This window comes from Bradyrhizobium sp. CCGUVB14 (genome assembly GCF_024199935.1).
Lineage (GTDB): Bacteria > Pseudomonadota > Alphaproteobacteria > Rhizobiales > Xanthobacteraceae > Bradyrhizobium.
The window spans coordinates 3,647,648-3,664,236 of record NZ_JANADS010000001.1; the positions used below are offsets into that span (position 1 = coordinate 3,647,648).

The following is a 16,589-nucleotide window of genomic DNA, read 5'->3' on the forward strand; positions in this document are numbered from 1 at the left end:
TCATTCGGTGGACTACTCTGACCCCCAACAGAAGCTTGTCATGGATCTCGCCCTCCAATTGCTCTTTACCGGCATCGGTATCGGCGCCGTCTACGCGCTGGTCGCGCTCGGCTTCGTGCTGATCTTCCGTGCCACCAACGTTGTGAATTTCGCCCAGGGCGAATTCTCCATGGTCGCGGCCTATCTGATGGTCGTCGCGGTCGAAGCCGGTCTGCCCTATTGGGCGGCCTTCATCGTCGCGCTGCTCGGCATGGCGCTGCTCGGTGTCGTCTTCAATCTCGGCGTCTATTATCCGCTGCGCCACCGCACCTATCTGCCCGTGATCATCGCCACCATCGGCGCCTCGATCCTGCTGGCGAATTCCGTGCTTGCGATCTACGGTCCGCAGCCGCAGGTGCTGCAGGGCTGGTTCGACACGCCCGGCATCCAGCTCGGCCCGGTCTATCTCGATAGCCAGTATCTGCTGATCATCGGCGTCACGATCTGCCTCGTGATCTTCAACTTCTGGTTCTTCGAGAAGACGCTGCTCGGCAAGAAACTGCAGGCGACCTCGCAGGACAAGGAGATGGCCTCGCTGCTCGGCATTTCCGTCTCGACCATGATCATGATCACCTTCATCTATTCGGCGGTGCTCGGTGGTCTCGCCGGCATCCTGGTCGCGCCCGTGTTGTTCGTCTCGATCCAGATGGGTTCGACCATCGCGCTGAAGGCATTTGCTGCCACGATTATTGGTGGGTTCGGCGACGTCGCCGGTGCCATCATCGGCGGGCTCGCGCTCGGCGTGATCGAGACCTTTGGCGCGGCCTATGTCTCGGTGCCGTACAAGGACGGCTTCGCCTTCCTGGTGCTGATCGCTTTCCTGATCTTCCGGCCGCAGGGCATCTTCGGCGAACGCGTGGCGGAAAAAGCATGAGCGCCCCCAGCGACAACATGCCGATTCCGGCGCCCGCCATCCACTCGAAGCCGCTGCTGCTGCGGCACCTGCCGTATTTCATCGGCGCGGCGATCCTGGTCGCACTCGCCGCGACCATGCGCTTCGACGGATACGTCCACAACATCCTGCTGCAGGCCACGACATTCGCGATCGCGGTGTTCGGCCTCTCTGTCGTGCTCGGCCTGTGCGGCCAGATCAACCTGGCGCAGGCCGCGTTCTTCGGTCTCGGCGCTTACGCGGTCGGCATCGGCACGACGGACCTTCATGTCAGCTTCTGGCTCTGTCTCGTTGGCGGCTGCCTGATCTCGCTGCTCGCCGGCGCCTTCCTCGGCATGTCGACCTTGCGGCTCGGCGGCCATTACCTCGCCATGGTGACGATCTCGTTCCAGCAGATCGTCACCCTGGTCATGATCAACGCGATCTGGCTGACGCATGGACCCGACGGCGTCCCCAACATCAAGCGTCCGGAGCTGTTCCAGTCGTCGCAGAGCTATCTTGCCTTCTGCGTCGCGATGCTCGCGATCGTCGGCTATCTGGTCTGGCATCTCGCCGATACCAAGCTCGGCCGCGCCATGCGCGCGGTGCGCGACAACGAGCTGGCGGCCGGCGTCAACGGCATCGACGTCTTCCGCACCAAGATCTACGCTTTTGCGCTCTGTGCACTGCTCGGCGGTCTCGCGGGTGGATTGTTCGCCGGCGGCTTTGCCTATGTCAGCCCCGATCAGTTCTCGTTCGCCGAATCGATCGTGTTCCTGACCATGTCGCTGCTCGGCGGCGTGGCCTCGCCGATCGGCTCTGCGATCGGTACGGGCCTGCTGATCCTGATCCCGGAATGGCTGCGCTTCCTCAAGAGCGTGCCGGGCCTGTACCTCGCCATCTACGGCCTGTTCGTGATCCTGATCATCCGCTTCATGCCCGACGGCATCTGGGGCTTTGTCGCCGACGCCTTCACGCGCTGGCGTGCCAAGATCAAGGTCACGCCGGCTGCCGCTGCTTTGCAGCTGAAGCCGGCCAGGGTCGGCGGGGACATCGTGCTGGAGGTCACCGGCCTGTCGAAGCATTTCGGTGGCCTCAAGGCCGTCGACGGCGTCGACATCGCCGTGAAGCGCGGTGGCGTGCATGCGCTGATCGGGCCGAACGGCTCCGGCAAGACCACGACGCTCAACGTGCTCTCGGGTCTCTATGTGGCGACCGCGGGCAAGATCGTGCTCGACGGCACCGACATCACCCACATGCCGCCGCATCAGCGCACGGCATCGGGGCTCGGCCGCACCTTCCAGAACATCCGCCTGTTCCGTTCGATGACGGCGCTGGAGAATGTCGAGATCGGCGCGGAACGGCCCGGCAACACCATGGTCGGGAAGGGCGACGACGCGCTCACCGAACGCGCGATGGAGGCGCTCACCTTCGTCGGCCTCGGCAACCGCGCCAACGAGCTGATCTCGAACTTCTCCTACGGCCATCAGCGCCTGATCGAGATCGCGCGTGCGCTGGCGTCGAACCCGACGCTGCTGCTGCTCGACGAGCCCGCGGCCGGTCTGAACTCGACCGAGAAGCTGGAGCTGCACGAGCTGCTCAAGCGCATCGCCGCGCAAGGGCTCACCATCCTGATCATCGATCACGACATGACGCTGGTCTCGGAAGCCGCCCAGCACATTACCGTGCTCAACTTCGGACGCCGCATCGCGGACGGCGAATCCATGGCCGTGCTGCGTCATCCCGACGTCGTCTCCGCCTATCTCGGGAGCGAATGATGCCGTTGCTCGAAATCCGCAACCTTGTTGTCCGCTACGGCGAGATCGAAGCGCTGCGCGGCGTGACCTGCGCCGTGGAGCAGGGCCAGGTGGTGACGCTGCTGGGCGCCAACGGCGCCGGCAAGTCGACGACCCTGCGCGCCATCTCCGGCCTTGCAAAACCGACCTCCGGCGACATCCTGTTCGACGGCAAGTCGATTGCGGGCCTCGGCCCGGAAGCGATCGTCCGCATGGGCATCAGCCACGTGCCGGAGGGACGCCGCGTCTTTCCGGGTCTGACGGTGAAGGAGAACATCATGCTCGGCGCGTCCAACCGCCGGGCCGCGACCTCGGAGATCTCGCGCGAGGCGGATGCGATGTTCGATCTGTTCCCGGATATCCGCAAGTTCAGCAACGCGCTCGGCTGGACGCTGTCCGGCGGCCAGTTGCAAATGGTGGCGGTTGCGCGCGGGCTGATGGCCAAGCCGCGGCTGTTGCTGCTGGACGAGCCCTCGCTTGGGCTGGCGCCCGTCATCGTGCAGGCCGTGTTCAAAATCATCTCCGAGATCCGGCGCAACACGACCGTGCTGCTGGTCGAGCAGAACGCGCGCATGGGCCTGTCGGTGGCCGATTACGGCTATGTGCTGGAGACCGGCCGTATCGTGCTCGGCGGCAAGCCCGACGAGCTCTGGGGCAACGAGGCGATCCGCGCGGCCTATCTCGGCGGGCATGCCAAGGCGAGCGCCTAGACCGAGGGTTCCGTTCCGGGACACGACCCGGGCGGCTTCCCCTTGCGGGATGACACCCGGGCGGCGATAGTGGCGTCGCCCGCGAGGCCCCGCCCCAGTAGGCGAGCGCATAGGTCTTGCGTCATTGCGAGCGTAGCGCGGCGACCCGGTTCGCGGTAACAGCGAGGGTGTGCTGTCGCAGCGCCCGGCGTGGTGACGGCGGTGCAAACAACGCGGTCCAAAAACACGGTCCAAAAAACACGGTCCAAACAACGAAGAAGGAAGGCAACGTGGCGAACAAGGTCAAGGAAATCTGGAAGTCGGGCAAGGCCGTGGTCAACGCGTGGCTCGCTATTCCCTCCGGCTTCTCGGCTGAGATGATCGCGCAATGCGGCTTCGACAGCGTCACCGTCGACATGCAGCACGGCGTGCAGGATTACCTCTCGATGGTGCAGTGCTTCCAGGCCATGGACAAGCATCCGGTCACCCCGATGGTCCGCGTGCCCTGGAACGAGCCCGGCATCATCGGCAAGGTGCTCGACGGCGGCGCCTATGGCGTGATCTGCCCGATGGTCAACACGCCCCAGGAAGCCAAGAACCTCGTTTCCTACTCGAAATATCCGCCGAAGGGCGTCCGCTCCAACGGTCCGATCCGCGCCGGCATGTACGGCACCGCGGGCTCCTATCAGAAGACGGCCAACGACGACGTCGTGCTGCTGCCTATGATGGAGACGAAGACCGCGGTCGAGAACATGGAAGCGATCCTCGACGTCGAAGGCCTCAATGGCGTCTATATCGGGCCGTCCGATCTCGGCTTCTCCTACGGCCTCGAGCCGAAGCTCGACCGTACCGAACCGGAGATTCTCGCGATCTACGACAAGATCATCAAGGAATGCGACAAGCGCGGGCTGTTCCCGGGCATCCACTGCAGCGGCGCTGAGGGTGCCACGCGCGCCATCAACATGGGCTTCAAGCTGGTGACCCTCTCGAACGAGGTCGGCATGATGACCACCTACGCCAAGATGCAGGTCAACGCGACCCGCAAGGATTCGGGCGGCAAGGCCTGATCGCTCTCTCTCTTCCCTCTCCCCGTTCTTACGGGGAGAGGGTTAGGGTGAGGGGCCTCTCTCAACACGTACCAGTCTAACGATCGAGCGCGCGGCTTGCCCCTCACCCGGATCGCTGCGCGATCCGACCTCTCCCCGTAAGAACGGGGAGAGGTGAAGTAAGAGACCCAAGGAGACTCCCATGACCATCAGCCCCGTCATCCGCCTGCATCCCGCTGATGGCGTGCTGATCGCGCGCGCGAGCCTGCCGCCGGGGACCGTGGTCGCCGACGGCGTCACCACGGTCGAGCGCATTCCCTCCGGCCACAAGGTCGCTATCAAGCCGATCGCGGTGGGCGAGCCCGTGATCCGCTACGGCCAGATCATCGGCTTTGCCACCCAAGCCATCGCGCCGGGCCAGCACGTGCACGTCCAGAACATCGGCATGGGCGATTTCGCCAAGGACTACGCCTATTGCGCCGACGTCAAGCCGACGCCGAACTTCGACCTGCCGGCGACCTTCGAGGGCATCCGCCGCCCGGACGGCCGCGTCGCCACGCGCAACTATATCGGCATTCTCACCTCGGTGAATTGCAGCGCGCATGTCGCGGGTCTCGTTGCCGACGTCTTCAAGAAGAATCCCTTTACCGGCGACAACCCGCTGGCCGAATTCCCCAATGTCGATGGTGTCGTCGCGCTGACCCACAAGACCGGCTGCGGCATGACCCAGAACGAGCCGCTCGCGCTGCTCCGCCGCACGCTCGGCGGTTATGCGCGGCACGTCAACTTCTCCCACGTCATCGTGCTCGGCCTCGGTTGCGAGGTGAACCAGATCGGCGGCTTGATGGAAGAGCAGAAGCTCGCCGGCCGCCTGCGCGCGATGGACATCCAGGAAGTCGGCGGCACCCGCAAGACCGTGGAAGCCGGCATCGCCTTCGTGCGCGAGGCGCTCGCCGACTCCAACAAGGTCAAGCGCGAGTCCGTCCCGGTGAGCGAGCTCACCGTGGCGCTGCAATGCGGCGGCTCCGACGGTTATTCCGGCGTGTCGGCGAACCCGGCGCTCGGTGCGGCCAGCGATCTCATCGTGCGTCACGGCGGCACCGTCATCCTGTCGGAGACGCCCGAGACCTACGGCGCCGAGCATCTCTTGACGCGTCGCGCCGTCAGCCGCGAGGTCGGCGAGAAACTGGTCGATCTGATGCGCTGGTGGGACGAGTACACCGAGCGCGAAGGCGCCGAGATGAACGCCAATCCCAGCCCCGGCAACAAGGCCGGCGGTCTCACCACCATCCTGGAGAAATCACTCGGCGCGATGGCCAAGGCCGGTACCACCAATCTGGTCGACGTGCTGCGCTACGCCGAGCCCGTGACCAAGCGCGGCTTCGTGTTCATGGATACGCCCGGCTACGATCCGGTCGCCGCTACCGGCCAGGTCGCCGGCGGCGCCAATCTCGTCTGCTTCACCACCGGCCGCGGCAGCGTGTTCGGCTGCAAGCCCGCGCCCTCGATCAAGCTCGCGACCAACACGCCCATGTACAAGCGCATGGAAGAGGACATGGACGTCAATTGCGGTACCATCCTCGAAGGCGAGGAGAGCGTGCAGGAGTGCGGCCAGCGCATCTTCGATCTCATCCTCAAGACCGCGTCCGGCCAGCCGACCAAGAGCGAAAGCTTCGATTTCGGCGGCGCCGAGTTCGCGCCCTGGGTGCTTGGCGCGACGATGTAATGCGCGAGCAGCCCGTGCCGTAGGCACGGTCTGCCCGTTGTTAATGCTTGATCGAGGTCACCAGCGGTGTTCTGCTCAAAAAAGCTGCTGGAGCACCGTACCCCGTGTCGATCTACGTCGCATTACACCACGTCACGCACTACAAATACGACCGCCCGATCGATCTGGGACCGCAGACCATCCGCCTGCGGCCGGCGCCGCACACGCGCACGCCGATCCTGAGCTATTCGCTCAAGGTCACCCCCGCCAATCATTTCGTCAACTGGCAGCAGGATCCGCAGGGCAACTGGCTCGCGCGCTACGTCTTTCCGGAGAAGACCACCGAGCTGAAATTCGAGGTCGACTTCACGACGCAGATGACCGTGGTCAACCCGTTCGACTTCTTCGTCGAGCCCTACGCCGACAGCTTTCCGTTCGAATACCCGAAGGATCTCAAGACCGAGCTGGCGCCGTATCTCGAGACCATCAAGCCCGAGCCCGCTTTCGCAAAATATCTCGCCTCGATCCCGCGCGAAGCGCCGAACACGGTCAACTTCCTGGTCGACCTGAACAGGGCGCTGCAACAGAAGATCAACTACGTCATCCGCATGGAGCCCGGCGTGCAGACGCCGGAGGAGACGCTCGCCTCCTGCGCCGGCTCGTGCCGCGACTCCGCCTGGCTGTTGATCCAGACCTTCCGCCATCTCGGCCTCGCGGCGCGCTTCGTCTCCGGCTATCTGATCCAGATCCGTCCCGACATCGATCCGATCGAGGGCCCGCCCGAAGTGGAGAACGACTTCACCGATCTGCACGCCTGGGCCGAGGTCTATCTGCCGGGCGCGGGCTGGATCGGTTTTGACGCGACTTCGGGCATGCTCGCAGGCGAGGGGCACATCCCCGTCGCCGCCACGCCGCATTATCGTTCGGCCGCGCCGATCTCCGGCGGTGCCGGCTTTGCCGAGGTCGAATTCGCCTTCGACATGAGCGTTCGCCGTATCCGCGAAGCGCCGCGCATTACAAAGCCGTTCTCCGACGAATCCTGGACGCGGCTCAACGATCTCGGCGAACAGGTCGACGGCGATCTCGCCGCGCAGGATGTGCGGCTCACCATGGGCGGCGAGCCGACCTTCGTGTCCGTGGATGATCTCGAAGCGGCGGAGTGGAATACGGAAGCCGTCGGTCCGACCAAGCGCGCGCTCGGCGACGATCTGATCCGTCGCCTGCGCACGCGCTTCGCGCCCGGCGGTCTGCTGCATTACGGTCAGGGCAAATGGTATCCGGGCGAGAGCCTGCCGCGCTGGGCGTTCGGCCTGTACTGGCGCAAGGACGGCGTGCCGATCTGGAAGAATGGCGACCTCATCGCCAGGATCGAGAATCCCAAGCGCGCCATGACCGAGGACGCCGAAGACTTCATGGAGGGCACGGCGGCGCGGCTCGGGCTCGATCCCGGCTACATCATTCCGGCCTATGAGGACACCGCCTACTGGCTGCTGAAAGAGGCCGAGCTTCCCGTCAACGTCGATCCCTCCGACTCCAAATTGTCCAATCCGGAGGACCGCGCGCGCATGGCGCGGGTGTTCAATGAGGGCCTCCGCAAGCCACGCGGCTACGTGCTGCCGGTGCAGCGCTGGAACGCGCCGCCGCGCTGGCGCAGCGAGCGCTGGCAACTCCGGCGCAATCATCTGTTCCTGATGCCGGGTGATTCCCCTCTCGGTCTACGCCTGCCGATCGGCTCGCTCGGCTATGTGCCGCCCGGCGAATATCCCTACATCGTCGAGCAGGATCCGATGGAGGCGCGCGGCAAGCTGCCGGTGTTCACGCTCCCGGAGCGCCCGAAATCGCCACCGCGGGTCGCGCCGGAGAAGCTCAACACGTCCGTCCCCGTCCGCACGGCGTTGTCGATCGAGGTCCGTGATGGCGTGATCTGCGCTTTCATGCCGCCGGTCGAGCGCATCGAGGATTATCTCGAAATGATCGCGGCGGTCGAGGCCACCGCCGAGGAGATGCAGCTCCAGGTCCATGTCGAGGGCTATGCGCCGCCGTTCGATCCGCGCATCGAGGTGATCAAGGTGACGCCCGACCCCGGCGTCATCGAGGTCAACGTTCAGCCGGCCAGGAATTGGCGCGAGGCGGTCGACATCACCGTCGGGCTCTATGAGGATGCGGGCAAGATACGCCTCGGCGCCAACCGCTTCCTGGTCGACGGTCGCCACACCGGCACCGGCGGCGGCAATCACGTCGTCGTCGGCGGCTCGAGCCCACAGGATTCGCCATTCCTGCGCCGGCCAGATCTGTTGAAGAGCCTGGTGCTGTACTGGCAGCGGCATCCGTCGCTGTCCTATTTCTTCTCCGGCCTCTTCATCGGTCCGACCAGCCAGGCGCCGCGCATCGACGAAGCCCGTCACGACAGCATCTACGAGCTCGAGATCGCGCTCTCGCACGTCCCGCCGCCGGGCTACCAGACGCCGCTGTGGCTGGTCGATCGTCTGTTCCGGCATCTGCTCGTCGACATCACCGGCAACACCCATCGTGCCGAGATCTGCATCGACAAGCTCTATTCGCCGGATGGTCCGACCGGCCGGCTCGGCCTCGTCGAATTCCGCGCGCTCGAAATGCCGCCGGATCCGCGGATGTCGCTGGCGCAGCAGCTCCTGATCCGCGCGCTGATCGCAAAATTCTGGCGCGAGCCGCAACAGGGCAAGTTCGTGCGTTGGGGCACCGCGCTGCATGACCGCTTCATGCTGCCGCATTTCATCTGGGAAGACTTTCAGGACGTGCTGTCCGAGCTCAAGAGCTCCGGCTATCCATTTGAGCCGGAATGGTATCTGGCCCAGCTCGAATTCCGCTTCCCCGCCTTCGGTCGCGTCCACCATGGCGGCGTGACGATGGAGCTGAGGCAGGCGCTGGAGCCCTGGCACGTGCTGGGCGAGGAGGGCTCGGCCGGCGGTACCGTGCGCTATGTCGATAGCTCGGTCGAACGGCTCCAGGTCAAGGCCGAGGGCTTCGTCGAGGGCCGCCATATCATCACCTGCAACGGCCGCCGCCTGCCGATGACCTCGACCGGCCGCTCGGGAGAAGCCGTGGCCGGCGTCCGCTTCAAGGCCTGGCAGCCGGCCTCCGGCTTGCACCCGACCATCCCGGTCCACGCGCCCTTGACCTTCGACCTGATCGACACCTGGAACGGCCGCTCGCTCGGCGGCTGCGTCTATCACGTCGCCCATCCCGGCGGCCGCAACTACGACACCAAGCCCGTCAACACCTACGAGGCCGAGGCGCGGCGGTTGGCGCGCTTCCAGGATCACGGTCACACGCCCGGGCCGATGCAGGCGCCACCCGAGGAACGCACAAATGAATTTCCGCTGACCCTCGACTTGCGGACCCCGCTTCTGCAATGAGTATGATGGAGGGGCAGGGAGAGGCGCATGGGCGAGGGCGCGGCACAGGACGACAAGGCGGGTAAGGCGCCAGGACAGCGCGAAAGCCAGCGCGACGGCCAGCGCCGCCTCGCGCAATGGGTCCGCGACTATCGCCGCCTGCCCGGCATCCCCGACGAATTCCTGGGGGCCGACGGGGCCCCGCGCCCGGTCTGGGGCCGCTTCTTCGATGCCTTCGGCGGGCTCGCGCCCGACGAGGTCGAGCGGCGCTTCGGCATGGCCGACCGCCATCTGCGCGAGGCCGGCGTCACCTACCGTGCCCCCGGCGAAACCGCCGACCGGCCCTGGTCGATCAGCCATCTGCCGCTGCTGATCGACGAGGCCGACTGGAAGCAGCTCTCCGCCGGCATCACCCAGCGCGCCGAGCTCTTGGAGCTCGTGCTGCGCGACATCTATGGCGAGGGCCGGCTGGTCGCGGAAGGTGCGCTGCCCGCCGGCGCCATTGCCGGCAGCCCCGAATATCTCCGCCCCGTCTGTGGCGTGCCGCCGCCCGGCGGGCGCTACCTCTCGCTCTATGCCGCCGACGTCGGTCGCGGGCCCGACGGCCGCTGGTGGGTGCTCGGCGATCGGACGCAGGCGCCGTCAGGCGCGGGCTATGCGCTGGAGAACCGCCTGGTGCTCTCGCGCGCCTTCTCCGATCTCTACAAGTCGATGAACGTGCCGCGCGTCGCGCCGTTCTTCGAGGCGTTCCGCGATAGCCTTCGGGCGCGCGCCGATCGCGACGAGCCGCGCATCGGCGTGCTCACGCCCGGCAGTTTCAGCGAGACCTATTTCGAGCACGCGACGCTGGCGCGCTATCTCGGCTTCCTGCTGGTCGAGGGCGACGATCTCGCCGTCAGCGACAATCGCATTCACATCCGGACCGTCGCGGGGCTGAAGCGGCTCGACGTGCTGCTGCGGCGCGTCGATTCCAACTCGCTCGATCCGCTCGAGCTCGATGCCTCCTCGCATCTCGGCGTGCCCGGCCTGATCGACGTGCTGCGCAAGGACGGCGTCGTCGTCGCCAACATGCCGGGCTCCGGCGTGCTGGAGGCGAGGGCGCTGCTGGGTTTCCTGCCGGCGCTCAGCCGTCGCCTGCTCGGCGAAGAGCTGAAGATGCCGCACATCGCCACCTGGTGGTGCGGGCAGAAGTCGGCGCGCGACGAGGTGTTGTCGCGGCTCGACGAGGTCGCGATCGAAGGTGCCTACCGGCGCGGCGTGCCAGGCTTCGACAGCAATGGCCCGGTGCTCGCAAGCGAGCTCGATGCCGCGGGCCGTCAGCGCCTGGTCGACGCCATCAATGCGCGCGGCATGGACTATGTCGGCCAGGAGGTGGTGCGTCTCTCGACCATGCCGGTGTGGGAGCAGGGGCAGCTCACGCCGCGTCCCTTCGTGCTGCGCGTGTTTGCAGCCGCAACGCCGGACGGCTGGGCCATCATGCCGGGCGGCTTCTGCCGGATCGCCGAGCAGCAGGACGCGCGCGCGGTGTCGATGGGTGACGGCGCCCGCGCGGCCGACGTCTGGGTGGTTTCGGAGAAGAAGGTCTCGACCGCGTCGCTGCTACCGGCGACCGACAAGGTCCGGATCCGCCGCATCGCCGGCGTGCTGCCGAGCCGTGCCGCCGACAATCTGTTCTGGCTCGGCCGCTATCTCGAACGCGCCGAAGCGACGCTGCGGCTGGTGCGCGCGCTGGGCTCGCCGAGCGGACCCAACAAGGGCACCGCGGCCTCGCTGCAATCGGCCGAACGCATCCAGCGCCTGCTGGTGACCTGGGGCGCCATCTCGCAGACCTCGCGCGCGGCGCCTGGGCGCATCGTCGCCGAAGCCTTGCAGAGCCCTGAGCGTTTCGGCTCGGCGCTGTCGCTGGTGCGTTCGGCGCTGCGCACGGCGACCTCGTTGCGCGAGCGGCTGTCGCCCGATGCCTGGCAGGTCATCACCGAGATGGCCGATCGGCTCTCCTACGAGGTCGAGGACGACGACAGCGTGCTGAGCGCGGCCGAGCTGACCTTGCAGGAGCTTGCGAGCTTCGCAGGCCTTGCGCAGGAGAACATGAACCGGGCCGCAGGCTGGCGCTTCCTCGATATCGGCCGCCGCACCGAGCGCGCCATCAACACCGCGCGCTTCGCGCGGCAGTTTGCCTATGATGAAGCCGGCGACGAGGATCTCGACATCCTGTTGACGCTGGTGGATTCCCAGATCACCTATCGCTCGCGCTATCTGCTGGCGCCGATCCTCGCACCGGTGCGCGACCTCGCTGTGCTCGACTGCTACAATCCACGTTCGGTCGCATTCCAGGTGATGACCCTGAACGAGCATATCGCCGCACTGCCAAGCCTGAAGGAGCATGGCCTGATCGAGCAACCGCAGCGGCTTGCGGTGGCCGTGCAGTCGATGCTCGCCACGGCCGAGGCCGAGAAGCTCGAGGTCAAAACCCTGTTCGCGCTGGAGCAGGATCTGCTCAGCCTCGCCGAAGCGATCGGGCTGCATTATTTCCCGCACGGCCCCAACGCAAGCCGGCCGGAAAAGCTGACGGGGCTGGCGTGATCTACGACATAAGGCACGTCACCACCTACGAGTATGAGAACCCGGTCAGCTTCGCCCGCTGCACGCTGCGGCTCGAGCCAAAGAGCGGGAACGGCCAGGAGCTGATCTCGCATAAGGTCGAGATCCGTCCGCGTCCGTCCGAACGCCACGTCCGCCGCGACTTCTTCGGCACGCTGACCGAGAGCATCGTGATCGAGGCCGCGCATCGCAATTTGCGCATCGACTCGCGCTCGCGCATCTCCGTCGAGCGGAAGCCGCCGGCGCGCGATGCCGCGAGCCCATCGTGGGAGAGCATCCGCGACATCGCGTTCGAGGCGACGAGCCTCGGGCCGTCCTCACCGGTCGGTTATGTCTTTGCGAGCCCGCTGGTGCCGGTGCTGCGTCCGGTCAGTGCCTATGCGGCCGAGAGCTTTGCACCGGGCGCGGGCATTCTCGCCGGTGCGGTCGACCTCATGCACCGCATCCGCACCGAGTTTCGCTACGACCCCAAGGCCACCGTGATTTCGACGCCGCTCAACGAGGTCTTCGACAAGCGTCACGGCGTCTGCCAGGACTTTGCTCATGTGATGATCGCAGGGCTGCGCGGGCTTGGCTTGCCGGCCGCCTATGTCAGCGGCTACTTGCGCACCATTCCGCCGGCGGGCCAGCCGCGCCTGCAGGGCGCGGACGCGACGCATGCCTGGGTGTCGCTGTGGTGCGGGGCGGAGCTCGGCTGGATCGACTTCGATCCGACCAACGATCTCCTGGTCGCCAACGATCACATCGTCCTGGCGGTCGCTCGCGACTTCTCCGATGTGTCCCCCGTCGACGGCATCATCGTCGGCTCGCCGAAGCAGAAGCTCGGCGTTGCCGTGGACGTGCTGCTGGTGGAGTGACCGTAGTTTCACCGATTCCTTTTTGTGGCCGAATGCGTCCAAGTGCAGGAAATTTGTTTCACCGTGTTTCCTGGATGTGACGAACGGCTGTTCATTAACACGCTGTTAACGCTACCCCGCGACATATTGGCTCACTTTTAACGCTGCTGAAGCCGAGCCGATGGTCGAGGGACTTGCATTGCTGACGGACGCTGCCGAACAGGTGGCACTGTCGCGGATCCTGCGAAGTTTCAGGCCGGACCTGACGATCTGGCCGGTGTCTGATATCGCCGGGCTTCGCAAGCTCGAGCCCGCTTCGCTCCGCAAGGCCCGGCTTGTCGCCTTCGCGTCGAGCGTCATCGTGCCGGCCGACCTGCTCGTGCGCTTCGGCCATGGCGCCTACAATTTTCATCCGGGGCCGCCGAACTATCCGGGCTGGGCTCCGGCCCATTTCGCGCTCTATGACCGCGCAGATAGCTTTGGTGTGACCTTTCATGCCATGGCCGAACGGGTCGATTCCGGTGCGATCCTCGACGTCGTGTCGTTCCCGATTCCGCTTGCCTGCACCCTCATGGGGCTCGGCGAGCTCGCCTATGCGCATTTGCTGCAATTGTTCGAAGTGTGGGCGGAGCCTTTGGCGCGCGAGACGTCGCTGACGCCGCGGTGTGCGCTGTCCTGGAGCGGCCGCACCAATACGCGCCGCAGCTATCGGCAGGTCTGTGACATCCCGCTCGACATTTCCAGGGATGAGCTGTGGCGCCGCATGCGCGCCTTCGGCGGCAATCACTACGGCATCGCGCCGGCGATCAATTTGCATGGTGTCACCTTCACGGCGTCACCTCCGGAGAGCACATGACGTCACCTTCGATGGCTCTCGCAGCGCCTGCCACCGGTACGCCTGATGTTTCCGACATGCTGCGCGCCGGACGCGAGCACTACCGGCGTGGCGAGATCAGGCATGCGATCGCCGTCTTTCAGGTCGGGCTCGCGCGTGCGGCCACGGCGTCGATCGGCGTGGCCGTCGATTGTGTGGCCGATCTTCACGCCGCTCTCGCCAATGCCTTCATGCTCTGCGACGATATCGCGTCTGCGGGGGAGCACTACAAGGCGGCCTTGCGTATCGCGCCGCATCTCGTCGCCTGCTGGTGCAATCTCGGCATCGTGCATCAGCGCCGCGGGCAGACACAGGATGCGATCGCGCTTTACCTCGAGGCGCTCCGGCGCAACCCGGGCCACCGGCCGTCGCGCACGAATCTGGTCCAGGCGCTGGTGACGACGCGGCAGTTCGCGATCGCGAGGACGCTCCTGCTCGAATTGCTCGGGGAGACACCGGAGGATGCCGACCTCCGCAGCCAGCTTGGCAAGGTCTGCTTCGAGCTTGGCGAGACGGAGGAGGCCGTGGCGCAGTTCGAGCGGGCCGTGGCGCTCGCGCCCGGACAGGCGGAGAATTTCTACTGGGTCGGGGCGATCCGTCAGGCGCGGGGCGAGCCGGCCGCGGCGCAGGCCGCCTACGCCCTTGCCGCGCAAGTGCATCCGATCCTGCGCAGGCCCGCCACCACATCGCCGCCGGCGTTTCGGGCGCTGGCGCTGTTTGCGCCCTTCGTCGGCAACACGCCGGTCGAATTCCTCTTCAAGGACTGCGCCTACCAGACCAACATCCTGTCGCTGCTGCCCGGCAGCCAGCCTGATCTTGCGCTGCTCGCGCGCGAGGCTGACGTCGTGGTCAACCTCGTCTCCGACGCCGACCAGGGCGCGGAGGTGCTTCCGCTCGCCACCGCGATTGCACGCAGCCTCGGCAAGCCGATCGTCAACGATCCCGCAAAGATCCAGAACACCACGCGCGATGCGACCGCGCTGGCACTCACCGACGTCGAGGGCTGCCGGGTGCCGCGCACGATCCGCATTGCGGCCGGCGAGGGGCTTCCCGACGGCCTCGCGCTTGTCTTTCCGCTGCTGGCGCGCCAGGCCGGCATGCATGGCGGCGACGTCTTCGAGAAGCTCGAGGACGCCGCGGCGCTGGCCGCGTTCCTTGCGGCCCATGCCGACCATGACCGCTACGTGATCGATTATATCGACTATCGCTCCGCCGACGGCTTCTTTCGCAAATACCGGTTCTTGTTCATCGGCGAGGAGATCCTGCCTTATCATCTGGCGATCGGAGACGACTGGAAGCTCCATCGCGATGCCACCGACATGGGGCATCACGCCTGGATGCAGGACGAGGAGGAGCGTTTCCTGCGCGAGCCCGGGCAGGTCTTCGGCGCGGCCCATTATCAGGCGTTGCGAGTCATTCGCGATCGCATCGGTCTCGACTATTTCGGCATCGATTGCGGTCTCGACCGGGACGGCGATCTCGTCGTGTTCGAGGTCAATGCCTCCATGCTGGTGCACGACCAGAATCCGGAATTTCCTTACAAGGACCCGTACATCCGCAGCATCAAGGTCGCGTTCGACGGGATGCTCGCGCGCTTTGCACGAGGGAATTGACGCCGCCGTCCGCAACGCGGTGCAGGCGCCTTAGCCCGATCGCGACGGGGACCCACCTCGCGCTCAGTCCTTCCTCACAAGATGAACGGTCGGCCATTGGCCGGGCTGACGAGCCGCCGCACAGCCTCGCCGCCGGGTGCATCGACCCGTGACCGCAACCATGATACTGCGCGGCGGCACAATATCATATTTACGTATTTTTGTTGCCGGATTTGGCCAGTCGCCCCAGATTGGGCTATGCTGAACCTGTGTCGAGGGGCGAGTATGAGGCGTCAGGAGCTAGCGTGGGACACCACCGACAGACGGGGCTGCATCCATGATGACGTTACCGCGACTGGCGGCTGAGTCCCTGGAGAAGCTGCTGGGCACCTTCATGCGTCGCAGGTTCGGCGACGTCGCGGCGAACATTATCGAGAGTGCCACCCGCACCACGATGGAATGTATTGGCAATAGCGACGCGCTCTATCACAACATCGAGCACACGATGCTGGTGACCTTGGCGGGTCATTCCATCCTCAGTGGCCGATATCTCCACACCCATTTGGACGCGGAGGACTACATTCACGTCCTGATCGCTTGTCTTGCTCATGACATCGGCTATGTGCGCGGCCTGTTCGAGGAGGATGATGAAGACGGCTTCGTCATCGACGCGGCCGGCACCAAGGTCTCGCTGCCGCGCGGCGCATCCGACGCCAGCTTGATGGTGTATCACGTTGACCGGTCGAAACTTTATGTAAAGAAGCGGTTGCGGCATATTCCGGGGCTCGATCCCGAACGTATTGCGCGCGCGATCGAGGGCACGCGGTTTCCAGCCCAGCAAGGCCAGGAATATGACGACGATTCCGCGACCCTGCGCGCCGCGGACTTCATCGGTCAGCTCGGCGATCCCAATTATCTGCGCAAGGCCAATGCGCTCTATTACGAGTTCGAGGAGGTCGGCATGAACCGCCAACTCGGCTACGACTCGCCCGCCGACATCGTGAACCGCTATCCACAATTCTATTGGAATAGCGTCGCACCGCACATCCAGACCGAGATCGGCTATCTCAACAAGACCGAGATTGGCCGGCAGTGGATCGCCAATCTCTACAGCAACGTCTTCCGCGCCGAACGCGATATTTCGCTGTCGGGGCCGCAGAAATAGT

Annotated in this window: 11 protein-coding genes; all 11 read left to right on the forward strand. The window is 65.5% G+C overall.

Going from position 1 to position 16,589, the window contains the following annotated elements; translation table 11 throughout:
* Nucleotides 1–40: 40 nt before the first annotated feature.
* Nucleotides 41–913, forward strand: a complete 873-nt coding sequence (locus NLM32_RS16875) for a branched-chain amino acid ABC transporter permease (protein ID WP_254130065.1) — start codon at nucleotides 41–43, stop codon at nucleotides 911–913.
* Nucleotides 910–2,688 carry an ATP-binding cassette domain-containing protein gene (locus NLM32_RS16880; RefSeq protein WP_254130066.1) on the forward strand — a complete coding sequence of 593 codons (1,779 nt, stop codon included), beginning with the start codon at nucleotides 910–912 and terminating at the stop codon, nucleotides 2,686–2,688. Before NLM32_RS16875 ends, NLM32_RS16880 begins: the two co-directional genes overlap by 4 nt.
* On the forward strand, nucleotides 2,688–3,416 hold the full coding sequence (locus NLM32_RS16885; protein ID WP_254130067.1) for an ABC transporter ATP-binding protein: 729 nt from the start codon (nucleotides 2,688–2,690) through the stop codon (nucleotides 3,414–3,416). Before NLM32_RS16880 ends, NLM32_RS16885 begins: the two co-directional genes overlap by 1 nt.
* Before the next feature lie 269 nt (nucleotides 3,417–3,685).
* Complete coding sequence (locus tag NLM32_RS16890) at nucleotides 3,686–4,462, forward strand: aldolase/citrate lyase family protein (protein WP_254130068.1); 777 nt, start codon at nucleotides 3,686–3,688, stop codon at nucleotides 4,460–4,462.
* 181 nt (nucleotides 4,463–4,643) lie between these two features.
* Entirely contained in the window at nucleotides 4,644–6,167 is a 1,524-nt protein-coding gene (locus tag NLM32_RS16895) for a UxaA family hydrolase (RefSeq protein WP_254130069.1), read from the forward strand.
* A 104-nt stretch (nucleotides 6,168–6,271) separates the two neighbouring features.
* Complete coding sequence (locus tag NLM32_RS16900; protein ID WP_254130070.1) at nucleotides 6,272–9,541, forward strand: DUF2126 domain-containing protein; 3,270 nt, start codon at nucleotides 6,272–6,274, stop codon at nucleotides 9,539–9,541.
* Between the two features lie 27 nt (nucleotides 9,542–9,568).
* Nucleotides 9,569–12,103: a circularly permuted type 2 ATP-grasp protein gene (locus NLM32_RS16905; RefSeq protein ID WP_254130071.1), complete on the forward strand. Its 2,535-nt coding sequence runs from the start codon at nucleotides 9,569–9,571 to the stop codon at nucleotides 12,101–12,103.
* Nucleotides 12,100–12,978, forward strand: a complete 879-nt coding sequence (locus tag NLM32_RS16910) for a transglutaminase family protein (RefSeq protein WP_254130072.1) — start codon at nucleotides 12,100–12,102, stop codon at nucleotides 12,976–12,978. Before NLM32_RS16905 ends, NLM32_RS16910 begins: the two co-directional genes overlap by 4 nt.
* Before the next feature lie 160 nt (nucleotides 12,979–13,138).
* The gene (locus NLM32_RS16915) at nucleotides 13,139–13,813 is read left to right on the forward strand and encodes a formyltransferase family protein (protein ID WP_254130073.1); all 675 of its coding nucleotides are present in this window, start codon (nucleotides 13,139–13,141) and stop codon (nucleotides 13,811–13,813) included.
* Entirely contained in the window at nucleotides 13,810–15,444 is a 1,635-nt protein-coding gene (locus tag NLM32_RS16920; protein WP_254130074.1) for a tetratricopeptide repeat protein, read from the forward strand. Before NLM32_RS16915 ends, NLM32_RS16920 begins: the two co-directional genes overlap by 4 nt.
* Nucleotides 15,445–15,760: 316 nt before the next feature.
* Complete coding sequence (locus NLM32_RS16925) at nucleotides 15,761–16,588, forward strand: HD domain-containing protein (RefSeq protein ID WP_254130075.1); 828 nt, start codon at nucleotides 15,761–15,763, stop codon at nucleotides 16,586–16,588.
* Nucleotide 16,589 lies beyond the last annotated feature (1 nt).

Bases quoted from the DNA above. Each gene is read 5' to 3' on its own strand.
- NLM32_RS16875 (WP_254130065.1), top strand. From the start codon at position 41: ATGGATCTCGCCCTCCAATTGCTCTTTACCGGCATCGGTATCGGCGCC.
- NLM32_RS16880 (WP_254130066.1), top strand. From the start codon at position 910: ATGAGCGCCCCCAGCGACAACATGCCGATTCCGGCGCCCGCCATCCAC.
- NLM32_RS16885 (WP_254130067.1), top strand. From the start codon at position 2,688: ATGCCGTTGCTCGAAATCCGCAACCTTGTTGTCCGCTACGGCGAGATC.
- NLM32_RS16895 (WP_254130069.1), top strand. From the start codon at position 4,644: ATGACCATCAGCCCCGTCATCCGCCTGCATCCCGCTGATGGCGTGCTG.
- NLM32_RS16905 (WP_254130071.1), top strand. From the start codon at position 9,569: ATGGGCGAGGGCGCGGCACAGGACGACAAGGCGGGTAAGGCGCCAGGA.
- NLM32_RS16915 (WP_254130073.1), top strand. From the start codon at position 13,139: ATGGTCGAGGGACTTGCATTGCTGACGGACGCTGCCGAACAGGTGGCA.
- NLM32_RS16920 (WP_254130074.1), top strand. From the start codon at position 13,810: ATGACGTCACCTTCGATGGCTCTCGCAGCGCCTGCCACCGGTACGCCT.
- NLM32_RS16925 (WP_254130075.1), top strand. From the start codon at position 15,761: ATGATGACGTTACCGCGACTGGCGGCTGAGTCCCTGGAGAAGCTGCTG.